Source organism: Streptomyces sp. 840.1, from assembly GCF_003751445.1.
Taxonomy (GTDB): Bacteria; Actinomycetota; Actinomycetes; order Streptomycetales; family Streptomycetaceae; genus Streptomyces.
Window position 1 is genome coordinate 208,970 of sequence record NZ_RJUU01000003.1, and the last position, 16,202, is coordinate 225,171.

Sequence of the window (16,202 nt, forward strand, 5' to 3'; positions counted from 1 at the left end):
CCCTTGTTCGCAACCGCGCTCAGCCAGCTCCGGTACGGCGCGGCGATCCTGCGCAACCGCCGTATCCGCCCGCAGGACCTGGAGCGCATCGCCCGGGACCTGGTCGCAACCCTCGCGGAGTTCGGCGAGCCGGGCGCCGACTCGGCGCTGCTGCCCGGCCGGGCCGGGGCCGTCGACCCCGACGTACGGCGGACCGTGACCGAGCGCAGCCTGCGGGCGACAGCGCGGGCCGCGGCCCGGCACACGGCGTACTACCGCCGGACGTTCGACAGCCTGGCGCTCGACCCCGGCGCCCTCACCCCGGGCACCTGGGACCAGGTGCCGGTCACACCGAAGGCCGCCCTGCGCGGCCTGCCCGCGGCCTTCGTCTCCGCCGCCTCCACTCCCGCGCTGATGGCGCTCACCACAGGGACGAGCGGCACCCCCACCACCGTCTGGTACTCCCGGGCCGAGGTGGAGATCGCGGTGGCCATGAGCACGGTCTCCGTCGTCCTCGGCCTGGGCCTGCGCCCCCGTCACACCGTCGCGTACGCGGGGTGCTCGCGGGCGACGCTGCCCCTGCTCAACGTGGCGGAGTCGGTGACCCGGATCGGCGCTTCGTTCGTCCAGATCGGCACCGTGGACCCTGCGGTCGCGCTCGACCGGCTGGCCACCCCGCTCGGGCTGCGCGGCAAGGCACCGCAGATCACTCACCTGACCGTCTCCGCCTCCTACCTCTCGGCTCTCGTCGAGGAGGCGGAACGGGGCGGCCGGCAGCCGGCGGACTTCGGGCTGGAGTCCATCGGCGTCGGCGGCGAGGTGCTCTCCGATCCGCTGAGGGAGCGGGCGTCGGCGGCGCTCGGCGCGAAGGTCTCCACCTCGTACATGATGACCGAGACCGTGCCGTCGGGCGGGACGCCGTGCACCGAGGGGCATCTGCACCACACCACCGAGTTCGGGCATCTGGAGATACTCGACCCCGTGACCCACGCGGCGACGCCCCCGGGCGCCGTCGGCATCATCGTGCAGACCCCGTACGTCCCCTACCGGGACTGCACCCTGCTCCTGCGCTATGCGACGGGCGACCTCGTGCGGCTCCCCCTGAGCGCGCCGGAGTGCGAACTGGCCCACCTGCCCGCGACCTCGCCGGTACTCGGCCGCTGGACGGGTCCGCTGAGCCGCGAGATCACCACCTGGTCGGTGCTGAACCTGCTGGAGGCGGAGCCGGACATCCCGCTGCCCGCGCGCTACGCCCTGGTGGACGGCTCCCCCGGCCCGCGCCTGCACGTCCTGGTCCGCCGGCTGCCCGCCGCCGGTCTGCTGGGACGGCTGGAGGAACGGGCCACCGCCGCAGGTCTCGCGCTGGACGCCGTCGTGCTCCATGACGACCCGGGCTCCATGCCACCGACCGGCCCGGTCCGCGCCGATCTGCGCGAGCGCACCTTCGAGGCGGTCCGCCCCGCCGAGGTACGCGTCGTGAGCCCGGCGTGAGCGCCGTCGCCCTGGTGGGCCTCAACGTCTGCGTCGCCGCGATCACGGCGGCGGGCGCCGCCTACTTCGGCCGGATCCGGATGCCGCGCCCGCCGGTCGGCCGCTACGAGCTGCCCGATGTCGCCGTGGTGTCCGTCGTGGTCGTGGCCGCCCCCCTGGTCTATCTGGAACTGCCTCGCGCCGCGGTGGCCGTCGCGTTCGGGCTGGTCCTGTGCTCGGCGCTCCAGTTCACCCTCGCGCCCCTGTCCGGCGGGGGCCGGGCCTGGGCGGTGGCGCTGGGCTCGGTCGCGGCCACGGCCGGGTGCGCGTTCGCCGGCCGGACGCTCGCCGTGATGGTGCTCACCGACGTGCTGCTCGCGATCGCCGTCGTGGGGGTGGCCAACATGTGGGCGCAGAGCGGTATGCGCTCGGCCCATACCGCGTGGTTCGCGGGCGCGCTCGCCTGCTACGACCTGGTGGCGACGGGGCTCACCTCGGTCATGGACCGGTTCGCCGCCCAGGTCATGGGGCTGCCGTTCGCCCCGTTGCTGGCCGTCACGCGGGGCGATCCGCCGGTGGCACTCGGCCTGGGTGACCTGCTGCTCCTGGTGCTCTTCCCGCTGGTGGCGGTGAAGGCCTTCGGACGGGCCGCCGGTCTCCTCGCGGCCGGAATCGGTCTGGCGGTGTCCGCCGCGGTCAGTGCGCTGTTCGCCCTCGGGGCGCTGAGCGGGGCGTTTCCGCTGCTCACGGCACTCGGTCCGCTGATCGTGCTCCAGCACGTGCTGTGGGTGCGGGCCCGTGGAGCCGAGCGGACCGTCGCCGAGTGGCGCGCGGGAACCCCGGTGGCTGCGGCCGCCGCCGCTCCGACGGACCCCGACCCGGAGTTGCTCAAGGCCCTCGAACCGGCCGATGCCGATGGGGTGGGCGCCGGCCTGCCGGAGGGTGGCTGGCTCGCGGTCCTGGACGGCCGGGTGGTGGGAGCCGGTGCGTCGCCGGGCCTGGCACGTAGGGACGCGCGGCTCCGCGGCTGCGCTTCGGTGCCCGTGGTGCGACAGGCGTGACCGGTTTCTACCCGGGCTCGCCTTGGCTCGACGGCGCGGGCGGGTGGCCGAGGCCCGTTACGTACTCTTGAGGCATGCGCATGCGCCCCACTCTGAGCTGGGCCCCCACCGGGGACCTGCCGCCCGCCACCACCGCCCTGGAGCCGATCACCGATGCGCTGGGCGCAGGCGGTGTGCTGGTGCTCAGCGGGGCCGGGATCTCCACGGAGTCGGGCATCCCCGACTACCGGGGCGAGGGCGGGAGCCTGAGCCGGCACACCCCGATGACGTATCAGGACTTCACCGCGAGCGCCCAGGCCAGGCGCAGGTACTGGGCGCGCAGCCACCTCGGCTGGCGCACCTTCGGCCGGGCCCGGCCCAACGCGGGACACCGGGCGGTGGCCGCGTTCGGGCGGCAGGGCCTGCTGTCCGGGCTGATCACCCAGAACGTCGACGGCCTGCACCAGTCAGCCGGCAGCGAGGGCGTGGTGGAACTCCACGGAAGCCTGGACCGGGTCGTCTGCCTCTCCTGCGGCACGATCAGCTCTCGCCGCGACCTCGCCCGCCGGCTGGAGGAGGCCAACCCGGGCTTCGGGCCGGTGGCCGCCGCGATCAACCCGGACGGCGACGCCGACCTCACCGACGAACAGGTCGGGGACTTCCGGGTGGTGCCGTGCACGGTCTGCGACGGGGTCCTCAAACCGGACGTGGTGTTCTTCGGCGAGGCCGTGCCGCCCCGGCGGGTCGAGCACTGCCGCGAACTGGTCCGCGAGGCCTCCTCGCTGCTGGTCCTGGGCTCCTCGCTGACGGTGATGTCCGGGCTCCGGTTCGTCCGCCAGGCGGACCAGGCCGGTACGCCGGTACTGATCGTCAACCGGGACCCCACCAGGGGCGACCGGCACGCCGTCACCCGTGTCGCGCTCCCGCTGGGAGACGCGCTCACCGCTGTGGCCGGCCGGATGGGCGTCCCCGTCGACGACGGCAGGGCGGCGTACAGCGAACCTGCCATCGAAGGAGATCCATGTCCCGGACGAACCGCTCCCCCTTCCTCCTCGCCGGGCTGATGGCCGGGGCCGGGGCTCTCCACCTGGCGGCGCCGAAGGTGTTCGACGGGACCGTGCCGAGGGCGCTGCCCGGTCCGGCGCGTGCGTGGACGTACGGGAGCGGGGTGGTCGAGTTCGCGCTCGCCGCCGGGCTCGTCCACCCCCGGACGCGGCGCGTCGCGGCCCGCGCGACCGCCGGATTCTTCGTCGCCGTCTTTCCCGCCAACGTGCAGATGGCCCTCGACGCGCGGAACCGCCCCGCCCTGTCGAGGGCCGCGACCCTCGGCCGGTTGCCCCTGCAGATTCCCCTGGTCATGTGGGCCCGCAAGGTCGCCCGTGCCGAGGGCGCTTCACCGGACTGCCGCTGACCGGATCAGCGGACCTCGGTGACCCGGTGCTCCTTCAACTTCGCGCAGTTGGAGTTCTCCACCGACACGTACACGTTGCCGATGCTGCCGCCCCAGCTCACGCAGTGGCCACGGCCGTAGACGTAGCCGGGCCCCGCGTAGGACGTGTAGTTGCCGGAGTCTCCGGCCCACTCGTCGGTGTCGGGGACGTAGACGGACGTGGACATGCTCTTGGCCGTGCCGGGGTTGGCACGGATGGTCGCGACGCAGTTCTTGCCGTTCACGGAGTTGTAGGTCAGGTAGACGGTGCCCTGCGAGCCGACGGGTGCCGAGTTCACAGTCTTGTAGGCGCTGCCGCAGACCCCCTGCGGTGTGACGTTGGGTGCGGCCGACGCGGTCGTGCTGAGCACAGCGGTGGTGCCCAGTACCAGCGTGGCCAACGCCCCGACAGTCGCGACATTACGTACGCTTCGCATATATCCCCCTTGTGGTTCCGAGAGCGGATTACTCCCACTTGATGTGACCCTCGAACGACAAGGATGGTTGTGCCGGATCCACCCGCAGATGCCGAAGCACTGGCGTTCGACACCACTCGGAGAAAGTTCCGCCGGGACCGGTCCGTTTCCGCAGCTCACCGGAGCGGATAAAGGTCTAGACCACTAATGAATCGGAAAACTATTTACCATCCGCACCCCCCTGTGGCTCACTGTGTCGTGTTCGCGTCATGTGGACGCGCGTAGATCCTCTGCACCTCTCCCCCCCACCGAGCAGGAGGAATCCATGCTTCCCCACCGCCTCTCCCTCAAGTCCGCGCAGCCAAGACTCACCGTGGCCGGTGTCCTCGGCATGAGCGCGGCGCTGACGCTCAGTCTGATGTCGGGCACCGCCGCCTCGGCGCCGCTGCCCTCCGACAGCACCGTGCCGCTGGGCAAGGGCTACATGGGCGTGGGATACGTCCAGGACAGCAAGGACTTCAAGCCGGACACCCGGCAGCTGGGCCTCGGCTCGGAGCCGGACGCAAACCTCCTGGCGAACCCCGTGGGGATGGACGTCTCCAGCTACCAGGGCAGCATCAACTGGACCTCGGTGCGCGGCGCGGGCATCGAGTTCGCCTGGATGAAGGCGACCGAGGGCACCACGTACAAGGACCCGACCTTCAGCACCAACTACCTGGGCGCCTACAACGCCGGGGTGATCCGGGGCGCGTACCACTACGGGCGTCCCGACGTGTCCGGCGGCGCGGCGCAGGCGAACTTCTTCGCCGACAACGGCGGCGCCTGGTCCCGCGACAACCTGACGCTCCCCGGCGTACTGGACATCGAGGGCACCTGCTACGGCAAGACGCCCGCCGCGATGCAGTCCTGGATCCTCGACTTCTACAACACGTACAAGGCGCGCACCGGCCGTGACGTCGTCATCTACACCAGCCCCAGCTGGTGGAACTCGTGCACCGGCGGCTGGAGCGGGATGTCCGCCAGGAGTCCGCTGTGGGTGGCCCACTGGACCTCCGCCGGCAGCCCCAGCATCCCGACGGGCTTCCCCTTCTGGACGGTCTGGCAGTACACGTCGACCGGCTCGGTCAGCGGCATCTCCGGGAACGTCGACCGCGACCGGTTCAGCGGTGACCGCTCCCGCCTGCTGGCCCTCGCCAACAACACGCCGTGAGGGCGGACCCCGGGGTGCGGTGACCGCGGGCGCGGTGACCGCCCCCCCGGGGCCGGCTCAGGCAGGTGGCCCGGCCGGGCCCGGCCGGGCGAGATCTCGCGAAGGAGAGACGCATGAGCTCGACACCACGGCCGATCAGCAGGCGCGGCGCCCTGTTCGCCGGAACCGCTGCCCTGGCGGGAGGACTGGGATTGGCAGGCCGTACGGAAGCGGCCGTGCGCCTGCCGGAGAGCGCGCGCCTCCCCTTCACCGCCCTGACCCCGGCGCAGCGCGCCGGTCAGTGTGTCATCCACTCCTACCCCGGGCTCACGCCGCCGGCCCGGCTGATGGACGCGATCAGCGAGGGCCGCAGCGCCGGGGTGATCTTCTTCACGGAGAACATCAGGAGCCTGAGCCAGATCGAGGGAGTCATCCAGGAGATGAACGCGGCGAACGCCGATGCCCCCCTGGGCGCCCCGCTGCTCCTGATGACCGACCAGGAAGGCGGCATGGTGCGCCGTCTGCCCGGTGAGCCGGTGCTGTCCGCGAAGGACGTGGGTGCCTCTGCGGATCCGGAGGGGCAGGCGGAGTTCACCGGAGCCGGGGCCGGCATGAACCTCGCGGGCGTCGGCATGAACGTCAATCTGGCACCGGTCCTGGACGTGTACCGCACGGCGGGCGACTTCACCGACCAGTACGAGCGGTCCTACAGCGAGGACCCGGACGCGGTGGCGTCCTGCGGCTCGGCGTTCATCACCGCGCAGCAGGGTGCCGGGGTCGCGGCCACCGCCAAGCACTTCCCCGGCCTCGGTCCCGCCTCCGCGAGCCAGAACACCGACCTGGGCCCCGTAACGCTCACCACTTCCGCCTCGACGCTCCGCAGCGTCGACGAGGCGCCGTACCGGGCGGCGATCTCCGCCGGGACCGAGCTCGTCATGCTGTCCTGGGCCGTCTACCGGGCACTGGACGCGAACCGGCCCGCCGGTCTGTCCCCCACCGTGATCGGCGAGCTGCGCGACCGGCTCGGCTTCCGGGGCGTGACCGTCACCGACGCCCTGGAGGCCGGTGCCCTCAAGGCCTACGGCTCCACGGCGCAGCGTGCCGTCCTGGCCGCGGCGGCCGGTATGGACCTGGTCCTGTGCTCGGCCCGGGACGCCGCTCAGGGGGATGCGGCGGTGACCGCGCTGGGCGAGGCGCTGACGGCGGGCACTCTCGACGGAGCCGCTTTCGACGCGGGTGCGGGGCGTGTCAGGGCGCTCCGGAACGGCCTGGCCTGAGTCCCGGCCCGGCGGCCGATCTCGCGGCCGCTATCGGTTCGATCACGCCAAGGTCCGGCCAAGGACCGGTAATAGAGTCACCTGATAGCTTAGGCCGAATCGCAGGCCGGAACGGAGGTACGAGGGGCAGGTCCGACCCTGACCCGGGCAAGGACACCCCTCAGATCACGATGCTGCAAGTACACAAGCTTGAGCGCTACAAGGACGATCAGGGAAACGAGATCGTCTATGACGGCGAGATCCGTGACGCCAAGATCGATATCCGGTTCAAGGGATCGAACAACAGACTTGTCATCAGCCCCAAGGCTGACGTCAAGGATCTGCTTGTCACCTTCACCGGGGACAACGGTCAGATCGACATCGAGCAGACCACGAAGAAGCGCGCAGGTCTCCGCTTCGAACTGCGCTGCGGGCACGAGTCCCGGATCCGGATCGGCGAGAACGTGGGCTGTGCCGGCCGCACCTTCCTCTCCGCCGTCGAGGGCGTGTCGGTGACGATCGGTGCCGATGTGATGTTCGCCAAGAACATCGAGGTGCGCGGCGACGACACCCACCCGATCTTCGACGTGCACACCGAGAAGCGGGTGAACCCGTCGCAGTCGATCGTGGTGGGCGAGCACGTCTGGATCGCCAAGCACGCGGTCGTGATGGGCGGTGTCACCATCGGCAACGGCTCGGTGATCGGCTTCCGCTCCATCGTCACCTCGTCCATACCCAACAACTGCATCGCGGTGGGAGCGCCTGCGCGGGTGGTGCGGCGGGACATCGCCTGGGAGCGTCCCGAGGTCGTTTCCCGCAGCCCCAACGAGCTGTATCCGCGCAAGGGCGAGAAGTCCGCGCAGTACTGGAACCCCACCTCCGGGGAGGACGTCGCGGGGAAGCCGGTCATCCGTCAGCAGCCGAAGGCTCAGCGGCGGTTGCTGACCCGGGTACTGCCGGCTCCGGTGCGGCGGATGGCCAAGAAGTTCCGATCCGCCTGACGCGCACACCCGCCGCGCTTCGGTGACATCGCGCGAAACGGCCTCGGCCCCGGACGGAAGTCCGGGGCCGAGGCCGTTTCGCGTACGCGCGGTGTACGGATTCGCTAGAGCGCCGGGGCGCTCGTCTCGAGGTGCGTCACCATGCGGTTGAGCCCGGTCGGCAGATCGACGACCGCGCTCCAGCCGAGTGCGGCGAGCCGTGCGCTGTCCAGCCCCTGCTTCTTGGTCAGGCTGTAGGCGCGTGCGTCGGACTCGTTGGTGAAGCGGAGCTGCTGCCCGCGCTCCGGGCGTACCTGGGTGAACAGCTCGGCCAGCCGCCGGATCGAGACCAGCCCGGCCGGGTCCGCGACGTTGTAGGCCACCTGGTCGCCACGGAGCAGGGCGTAGAACAGTCCCGCGATGGCGTCGGCCACGTAGGTGTAGGTCCGTACGCCGGAACCGTCGCTGTTCAGCACGATGTCCTTGCCGGCCACGACGTTCGCCGCGAAGTCGGCCTGCACGCGTCCGTCGTCGAGGGCCATCCCCGGCCCGTAGACGTGACCGAACCTGACGGCGCGGCTGTCGATGCCGTACTGCGCCTGGTAGGTCGCGCAGATCGTCTCGGCGGCGCGCTTGCCCTCGGCGTAGCAGGCCCGGGGGTTGAGGATGTCGAAGCCGCCGTAGCTCTGCTCGTCGATCAGTTCGGTCTCCGGGGGCTGGGCCCCGTAGACCTCCGCCGAGGACATCAGCACGAATCCCCGGCTGGCCTTCTCGACACAGAGGTCGAGAAGGTTGAAGGTGCCCAGCAGGTTCGCCTTGATCGTCATGACGGGCTGGCTGCCGTGCAGGGCGGGCCGTGCCGCGCTCGCCCCGTGGATCACGTAGTCGACGGGGCCCGGCAGTTCGAGCGGGGCCGAGACGTCCTGGACGACCAGGTTGAAGTCCGGGCGGTCCAGGACGTCCGCCAGCAGCAGCCGGGCCTTCTCCTCGTTGCGCACCAGGCCGTGCACGGTGATGCCCGCGCCGTGCCGGTCGTTCAGTGCGAGCAGCGTGTAGACGACGTACGACGGCAGCATGCCGCTCGCACCGGTGACCAGCACGGTGCGGCCGGAGAGCTCGCCCCACGGCAGGTCACGGTCGAGGATCTCGTCGAGGTCGTGCGCCACGACGGGACTGGAAACGGTGGTCAATGGAATCACGTACCCACGATCTGCTGGTTTTCGAGAATCTCGAAGAACGTCCGGCACAGGTAGAAGTCCTCGGACGTCGTGATCTTGATGTTCGAGCGGGGGCCGACCACCCGGTAGATCTTGCGCCCGTAGCGGTGCATGAGGGAGCAGGAGTCGATGGTGTCGTGCTCGCCCTCCTCGACCGCCCGGTCGTACAGGGAGAGGATCTCGCCGAGCCGGAAGCTCTGCGGGGCCTGCGCGGCGTAGATGTGGTCGCGCGGGATCACGTCGTCGATGTGCTCGTACTCACTCGACACCACGGTCTCGTTGAACTTGGTGCAGGTGATGGCCGAGCCGTGCTCGCGGACCGTCTCGATGTTGGCGGTGATCAGCTTGGCGTCGATCAGCGGCCGTACGCCGTCGTGCACGAGCACGACGGTGTCGTCGGGGCACTCCTCGGCGACCGTCCTGAGCGCGTTGTGCCGCGACTCCTGACCGGTCTTCCCGCCGTCGATGATCCACTTGACCTTCTGGATCTCGTACCGCTTGAGGAGCTTCTCCATCAGTTCGCGGTACTCGGGGAGTATCGCGATGGCTATGCCGTCTATCTCGGGGTGCGCCTCGAAGTGCTCAAGGGTGTGGATGATGATCGGCTTGCCGTGGATCTCCAGGAACTGCTTGGGGAGAGCACGGCTGTTCATCCTCGAACCAATGCCGCCGGCGAAAAGCAGGGCAACGTTCACAGGTCATTCCTCCGACTGGTCGCTGAGCGGCTGGTCGCCCACCGCGGTGTTGTCCGGGACGGTGTCCAGCCACTGGTGCTGACCACCTGTTTCACGGCCTCCGTGATCTCCGACGACCAGCCAGTCGATCACGCGGTCCGCCGAGTTGGTGTCGACGTAGTCGAAGTTCTCCCGCCGGAACTCCTCGACCTTGGAGAGGTCGAAGTCCTCGTCCTGCAGGGCCTTGAGCAGGTCGTCGAAGGTCACGCAGATCTTGCCGGGGGCGACGCTGTCGTAGTCGCGGTGGAACCCGCGGATCACCGAGTACGTGTCCTTGTCGTACGCGTAGAACAGGATCGGCTTGTCGAGCAGCGTGTACTCGTAGATGACCGACGAGTAGTCGGTGACGAGCACGTCGGTCACGTGCAGCAGGTCGTTCGTGTCGGGGAACGACGCGAAGTCGATCAGCCGGTCCGAGTACTCGGCGGGGATCGGCGGGGGCTCCGAGATGAAGTGGTGCATCCGGAAGAGCACGACGTACTTCTCGCCGCAGACCTCGTGGAGCTTCTCGAAGTCGATGCGGTCGTAGTCGTAGTGCGCGTCGCTGATGCTCTTCCCGCGGAAGGTCGGCGCGAACAGCACGATCTTCTTGCCCCGGAACTGCGGGTAGGACGCGAAGAAGTCGTCCGTGACCTTCTGGGAGTGCTCCTCGTTGAGGAAGGTGTCGATACGCGGAAGGCCGGTCGGCACGACTGCCGTCTCCTCGACACCGAACGCCTCGGCGTACACCGGCACCAGGTGCTTGGACCCGGTGATGACGTAGGTGTACTTGCGGTGGGCGTTGGACAGCTTCGGCGAGCCGTACTTTCCGAACCTGCTGTAGCCGACCGCCTTGAAACCGCTTCCGGCGTGCCAGAGCTGAATTATCTTGGTTTCCGGCGAAATGGTCAGGTTGCCGAGAAGCCCGAAGTAGTCGTCCATCAGCACGGTGTCCGACGTGGCGAGCAGATAGATGAGGCGGAGCGTGCTCCACTTGTTCGCCGTCGACGGTATTCGGAACGAGTGGTTGAACTTGTACTTCTTGTCGAGATCCCGCTCGATCATCCGGTCGTGGACCCGCGCCAGGTTGCCACCGAGGCCGGTGCGCATTTCCGAGGCGAAGAGAATCTTGTTCCCACGCGGCGGGTTCAGCCGGCGGGCGGCCCAGTAGAAGCGGTTGGCGAGCTTGCGTCGCCGGGCTCGCGGAAGCACCTTCAGTGCTATTCGCTTGCGTATGGGCTTCTTCGTCTTGCTCTTGCCCCCGCCGCCTCCGCGGAACAACTGGTATGTCCGCATGAGGAACTCGGGACTCTCGTCGTCGTCCGAAAGACCGAACGAAATGACGTACACCGAGCGGTTGCGGTCGTAGAGGAAGACCCGGGAACTGACGTCGAGCCGGTCCGTCGCCTTGAGGTCGAAAGTGGCCCCCGGCAGACGCTCGTCACCGAGGACCGGAACGATCCGCCATGTGCCGTTGGGCACTTGACGCCGATCCTGAAAGTTGGTGACGTTGATATCCAAGCGGTGCTGTTCGGCGTCGATTTGCCGAGAGTTAACCGGGAATTCGCGCCCGTTGTCAACAATCAGGAAGCTGAGAGCACTAGCATCCCCAGTAAAGTCCGAGACCTCCACAACGAGACTGAGGTGCACACGCTCCCAGGAAATCGTCGCTATTGAGCAACGCGCCATCGTCGTCCTTCCAATTTGTGAACCGTTACGCCTTCTACGAGGCATGTGCGACGGCCACAGAGCCTGCCAGCGCCAGGTGAGACGATTGCCGGAGCATAGCTTACCGAGTCACACGAGCCCCAAGTTGGGCCCGTCATGCGGTGCTGCGGTCGAGTGTGCCCGTCGGGGCCTCCCGCAGGGCATGGCCCGGACGGGGCCCGAGCGCCGGCAAGCCCGTCCGTCACTCCGTGCGAAGCCCCGTCGAACCCGGCGGGCCTGTGGTGCGCACGTACTAGGACGCGCGAGCGACCGCTCCGGTTGCACCAGAACAGGACAGGGTCGCGGCACGATGACCGGCGGGGCGCCGGAGGGAAGTGTGGGAAGCGCGCACATCACGCGCATTCCCCTTGCCTCTCGGTGTCTGGAGTGATCAACAGGTGGCAACAACCCTTTACAGGATCGGACGGTGGGCCTTCCGGCGGCGCCGGCTCGTGGCCGGGCTCTGGCTGAGCGCCCTGGTGCTGGCCGGGGTCGCGGCCGCCGTGGCGCCGGCCGGGCAGGAGGAGGACCTCTCCATGCCCGGGACCGAGTCACAGAAGGCGTTCGACCTGCTGGACGAGCGCTTTCCGCAGAACAGTTCCCAGGGTGCCGAGGCCCGTCTGGTCTTCCGGGCCCCGGACGGGCAGCGGGTGACGGCCGGGGAGAACAGGGCAGCCGTCGAGGCCGCGCTCGGCTCCCTGGACGGCGGCGGTCAGATCGCGTCGGCCACCGACCCCTTCGAGAGCGGCGCCGTCAGCGAGGACAACGCCATCGCGTACTCCACGGTCGCCTATACCGCGGACGCCGCCGACCTGACCGCCGCCGCGAAGGGCGCCCTGCGGGACGCCGTCGGCCAGGCACGCGAGGCGGGGCTGACCGTGGAGACCGGCGGCTCGGCCCTGGACTCGGAGGAGGAGCCGGGCGGCACGACGGAGATCATCGGCGTGGCGGTGGCCGCGGTGGTACTGGCCCTCGCCCTCGGGTCACTCGCCACGGCCGGGCTGTCGCTGCTGACCGCCTTCGTGGGCGTGGCCATCGCCTTCGGCCTGGTCTCCGCGCTGGCCGTGCCGCTGGGCCTGACCTCCACCGTCGCGATCCTGGCGCTGATGCTGGGGCTGGCGGTCGGCATCGACTACGCGCTCTTCATCACCTCCCGATTCCGCGACGAACGCGCCCGTGGCGCCGAGCCGGAGGAAGCCGCGGGCCTGGCGGTGGGCACGGCCGGATCCGCCGTCGTCTTCGCCGGGGCGACCGTCTTCATCGCCCTGGCCGGACTGGGGGTCGTCGGGATCCCCGAGCTGACCAGGATGGGGATGGGCGGCGCGGGCGCCGTGGCCCTCGCCGTGCTCGTCGCACTGACCCTGGTGCCCGCGCTGTTCGGTTTCCTCGGCCGGCGCGTGCTGCCGCGCGCCGGCCGCAGGGCGCTGCGGCCAGGAGGCGGCCGCCGCCCGGTGGCCGACGCGGCCGGGAAGCCGGGGCTCGGCACCCGCTGGGCGCGGTTCGTGCTGCGCCGGCCGGTCCCCGTACTGGTGGTCGCCGGACTCGGTCTCGGCGCCGTCGCCCTGCCGGTGCTGGGCCTCGAACTCGGGCTGCCCGGGGACGAGTCGAAGTCGGTGCGAACCACCGAGCGCCGCGCCTACGACCTGCTGTCGGAAGGCTTCGGCCCAGGCTTCAACGGCCCGCTGACCGTGGTCGTGGACACCTCCGGGTCCCAGGACACCCGGGCCACCACGGACCGGGTGATCAGGACCGTAAGGGCGGTGGACGAAGTCGCGTCGGTCGGTGATCCGGTCCTCAGCGAGAACGCGGACACGGCCGTCCTCACCGTCGTACCCCGGACCGCGCCCAACAGCGACGAGACCAAGGACCTGGTGCACGCGATCCGGGGCGCGGTCTCCGGCGCCGGGGCCGATACGGACGCCCGCGTCCTGGTGACGGGCGCCACCGCGCTGAACATCGACATCTCCGAAGCCATGTCCGACGCCCTCGTCCCCTACCTCGCCGTGGTGATCGGCCTGGCGGTGCTCCTGCTCCTCGTCGTCTTCCGCTCCGTCCTGGTTCCGGTCAAGGCCGCGCTCGGATTCCTGCTGTCGGTGGGCGCCGCGCTCGGTGTGCTCGTCGCCGTCTTCCAGTGGGGCTGGGGCGCGGACCTGATCGGCATCGAGCAGACCGGTCCGGTCATGTCCCTGATGCCGATCCTGGTCATCGGGATCGTGTTCGGCCTCGCCATGGACTACGAGGTCTTCCTCCTCAGCCGGATGCGCGAGGCCCACGTCCACGGCGCGTCCCCCGGCGAGGCGATCGTCAACGGCTTCCGGCACAGCGGGCGTGTGGTGGCCGCCGCGGCGGTCATCATGATCAGCGTGTTCGCCGGATTCATCGGAATGAGCAGCCCGACCATCCAGACCATGGGGGTCGGCCTGGCCGCCGCCGTTCTGTTCGACGCCTTCGTGGTGCGGCTGGCGATCGTGCCCGCCGTGCTGGCCCTGCTCGGCCACCGGGCCTGGTGGCTGCCCCGTATCCTGAGCCGCGTGCTGCCGAATGTGGACATCGAGGGTGAGGCACTGAACGGGCACGCACCGGCATCCGGGGACGCGCCGATGGGGCGGCGGCTTCCCGTCGGCCGGGGTTGAGGCGGCCATGACGGGTACGGGTGGCGATGGCCCGCGACCGCGCGGCGCGTGGTGGCGGGAGGGGGCGATCGCGGCGACCGCGTTCACGCTCTGTCTGCTCGGTGGCGTGGTGCGGGTCGACGACACGTTCGCGGCGCCGCCTGCCGCCGCCTATGTGATCGCCGCGGTGTCCTGTGCGGCGCTGGCGGTACGGCACCGGGCGCCGCTCGCGGCGCTGGCAGCCACCACCGCGAGCGGCGTACTGGTCCCGCTCCTGGGTCTGCTGCTCAGTCCGCCGATCGTGGCCCCCGCGGTGATCACCGCGTACTCCTACTCGCTCACCGCGCGCTCCGAACGGCGCGCGGTGGGCGCGGTGTCACTCGCCTCGCTGGTGCTGCTGGCCGCCGCCACCCCCTTGTCCGGCGGGCTCTCGTGGCAGGACGCGAGCAGGATGGCCTCGGTGGCGGTGTCCGTGTCGGTGGCCGGCGTGCTCGGCCACTCGGTGCGGAACCGGCGGGCCTACCTGGCCGCCGTGGAGGAGCGGGCGCTGCGGGCCGAGGAGAGCCGGGACAGCGAGGCGCGCCGGCGCGTGGCCGAGGAGCGGGTGCGCATCGCCCGGGAGCTGCACGACCTGGTGGCGCACCAGATCACCCTGGCCAACGCGCAGGCCACGGTCGCCGCCCACCTCTTCGACACCCGCCCGGAACAGACCCGCAAGAGCCTGGGGGAACTCGTCGGGACCACCGGCCAGGCCCTTGACGAGCTACGGGCCACGGTCGGTCTGCTGCGCCAGTCCGGGGACGCGGCCGCGCCCGCCGAACCCGCGCCCGGACTGTCCCGGCTGCCCGCCCTCCTGGAGTCCTTCCGCCGCGCCGGTCTGGAGGTGTCGGTGCACCAGGAGGGCCGGGCCCGGCCGCTGCCGCCCGGTGTCGGCCTCACCGCGTTCCGCATCGTCCAGGAGGCCCTGACCAACGTGACCAAACACGCCGGGACCGGCCGCGCCCGGGTACGCCTCGACTGGAGCCGCGAACGCGTGACCATCACCGTCGCCGACGACGGAGGGGACGCCCGCACGGCGCCGGCCGCCCGGCCCGGCCGGTCCGCAGCGGCGGGCCCACCGGATCCGCCGGACCGGCGACCGCCCGGATACGGTCTGATCGGGATGCGTGAACGTGTCACCGCTGTCGGCGGACACCTCTCCGCGGGCGGGCGCCCGGAGGGCGGCTTCACCGTCTGCGCCCAGCTGCCCATCGCGTCCGGCAGGGGCGCGACGCGGCCGGCCGACGGGGCGAGCAGCGGCGAGGGGCGAACGGCTGACGGAGCGATGGACGACGGACGGACGGACGACGGAAGGGCCTGGGACACACCGTGACGCTCCGAGTGCTGCTCGCCGACGATCAGGCCCTGCTGCGCGAGGCCTTCCGGCTGCTGCTCGACAGTGCCGACGACATCACCGTGGTCGGCGAGGCCGCCGACGGCCGGGAGGCCGTGCGGCTCACCCGGGAACTGCGCCCGGACGTGATGGTCATGGACATCCGGATGCCCGAGGTGGACGGTCTCACCGCCACGTCGGAGATCTGCGCGGACCCGGAACTGCGGGCCAGCCGCATCCTGGTCCTCACCACGTACGAGACCGACGAGTACGTCGCCCAGGCGCTGCGCGCGGGGGCGGGTGGCTTCATAGGCAAGGGCATCGGTGCCGATGACCTGCTGGACGCCGTGCGTACGATCGCCTCGGGCGACACGCTCCTGTCCCCCGCCGCGACCCGTTCCCTGGTCGCCCGGTTCCTGGCGACCCCGGACGAACCCGAGCCGCACCACCCCGAACAGCTCGCCGCGCTCACCCCGCGCGAACGCGAGATGGTGGCCCTGGTGGCGACCGGCCTGTCCAATCAGGAGATCGCGGAGCGGACTTTCCTCAGCCCCTTCACCGTCCGCGCCCATGTGCAGCGCGCCATGACGAAGCTGGAGGCCCGCGACCGGGCGCAGCTCGTCGTCATCGCCTACCGGACCGGCCTGGCCCACGCCTCTCCCGGCCCCGACAGCCTCCCGTAACCCGCCCCCTTGGCCCTTGCCGAGTGGCGCGCCTTCGGCGTGCCCGCTCAGCCGCTCGTCGCGGCCCACGGTGACCACGCTCCGCGACGAGGCAGGAGTGAAGTGTCACCAGCACGCGGTCCGGCAGGTGGTTCGCCCA

14 protein-coding genes are annotated in these 16,202 nt (G+C 70.6%); 10 read left to right on the plus strand and 4 right to left on the minus strand.

Going from position 1 to position 16,202, the window contains the following annotated elements; all coding sequences use genetic code 11:
- The first annotated feature begins 3 nt into the window (after positions 1-3).
- From EDD93_RS33460 to EDD93_RS33475, 4 genes are all read left to right on the plus strand, one after another.
- Entirely contained in the window at positions 4-1,470 is a 1,467-nt protein-coding gene (locus tag EDD93_RS33460; protein ID WP_123529753.1) for an AMP-binding protein, read from the plus strand.
- Entirely contained in the window at positions 1,467-2,510 is a 1,044-nt protein-coding gene (locus EDD93_RS33465) for a hypothetical protein (protein ID WP_123529755.1), read from the plus strand. Before EDD93_RS33460 ends, EDD93_RS33465 begins: the two co-directional genes overlap by 4 nt.
- Positions 2,511-2,584: 74 nt before the next feature.
- Positions 2,585-3,553, plus strand: a complete 969-nt coding sequence (locus EDD93_RS33470) for an NAD-dependent protein deacetylase (protein WP_123529757.1) — start codon at positions 2,585-2,587, stop codon at positions 3,551-3,553.
- Positions 3,511-3,900: a hypothetical protein gene (locus EDD93_RS33475; RefSeq protein ID WP_123529758.1), complete on the plus strand. Its 390-nt coding sequence runs from the start codon at positions 3,511-3,513 to the stop codon at positions 3,898-3,900. The genes EDD93_RS33470 and EDD93_RS33475 overlap by 43 nt, the downstream gene beginning before the upstream one ends.
- Before the next feature lie 5 nt (positions 3,901-3,905).
- On the opposite strand, the gene EDD93_RS33480 is transcribed toward EDD93_RS33475, so the two are convergent.
- Complete coding sequence (locus EDD93_RS33480) at positions 3,906-4,355, minus strand: spore-associated protein (protein ID WP_123529760.1); 450 nt, start codon at positions 4,353-4,355, stop codon at positions 3,906-3,908.
- A gap of 304 nt (positions 4,356-4,659) precedes the next feature.
- Between EDD93_RS33480 and EDD93_RS33485 the strand changes: the two genes are divergently transcribed.
- From EDD93_RS33485 to EDD93_RS33495, 3 genes are all read left to right on the plus strand, one after another.
- Positions 4,660-5,544 carry a GH25 family lysozyme gene (locus EDD93_RS33485; RefSeq protein ID WP_123529762.1) on the plus strand — a complete coding sequence of 295 codons (885 nt, stop codon included), beginning with the start codon at positions 4,660-4,662 and terminating at the stop codon, positions 5,542-5,544.
- Between the two features lie 113 nt (positions 5,545-5,657).
- Positions 5,658-6,800, plus strand: a complete 1,143-nt coding sequence (locus EDD93_RS33490; protein ID WP_123529764.1) for a glycoside hydrolase family 3 N-terminal domain-containing protein — start codon at positions 5,658-5,660, stop codon at positions 6,798-6,800.
- A gap of 170 nt (positions 6,801-6,970) precedes the next feature.
- Entirely contained in the window at positions 6,971-7,780 is an 810-nt protein-coding gene (locus EDD93_RS33495) for an acyltransferase (RefSeq protein ID WP_123529766.1), read from the plus strand.
- 104 nt (positions 7,781-7,884) lie between these two features.
- Here the strand turns inward: EDD93_RS33495 and EDD93_RS33500 are convergent, their stop codons facing one another.
- From EDD93_RS33500 to EDD93_RS33510, 3 genes are read right to left on the minus strand one after another with little or no spacing between them, the layout of a single operon-like run.
- Positions 7,885-8,925: an NAD-dependent epimerase/dehydratase family protein gene (locus tag EDD93_RS33500; protein WP_260256068.1), complete on the minus strand. Its 1,041-nt coding sequence runs from the start codon at positions 8,923-8,925 to the stop codon at positions 7,885-7,887.
- A gap of 29 nt (positions 8,926-8,954) precedes the next feature.
- On the minus strand, positions 8,955-9,671 hold the full coding sequence (locus EDD93_RS33505) for a 2-C-methyl-D-erythritol 4-phosphate cytidylyltransferase (RefSeq protein ID WP_123529770.1): 717 nt from the start codon (positions 9,669-9,671) through the stop codon (positions 8,955-8,957).
- A 3-nt stretch (positions 9,672-9,674) separates the two neighbouring features.
- Positions 9,675-11,171, minus strand: coding sequence for a CDP-glycerol glycerophosphotransferase family protein (locus EDD93_RS33510; RefSeq protein WP_260256069.1), 1,497 nt, complete (start codon positions 11,169-11,171; stop codon positions 9,675-9,677).
- Positions 11,172-11,794: 623 nt separating this feature from the next.
- Here EDD93_RS33510 and EDD93_RS33515 point away from each other — a divergent pair.
- From EDD93_RS33515 to EDD93_RS33525, 3 genes are read left to right on the plus strand one after another with little or no spacing between them, the layout of a single operon-like run.
- Complete coding sequence (locus tag EDD93_RS33515; protein WP_123529774.1) at positions 11,795-14,029, plus strand: MMPL family transporter; 2,235 nt, start codon at positions 11,795-11,797, stop codon at positions 14,027-14,029.
- A gap of 7 nt (positions 14,030-14,036) precedes the next feature.
- A complete protein-coding gene (locus EDD93_RS33520; protein ID WP_123529776.1) occupies positions 14,037-15,380 on the plus strand; it encodes a sensor histidine kinase in 1,344 nt (447 codons plus the stop codon).
- Complete coding sequence (locus EDD93_RS33525) at positions 15,377-16,063, plus strand: response regulator transcription factor (RefSeq protein WP_123529778.1); 687 nt, start codon at positions 15,377-15,379, stop codon at positions 16,061-16,063. Before EDD93_RS33520 ends, EDD93_RS33525 begins: the two co-directional genes overlap by 4 nt.
- Positions 16,064-16,202 lie beyond the last annotated feature (139 nt).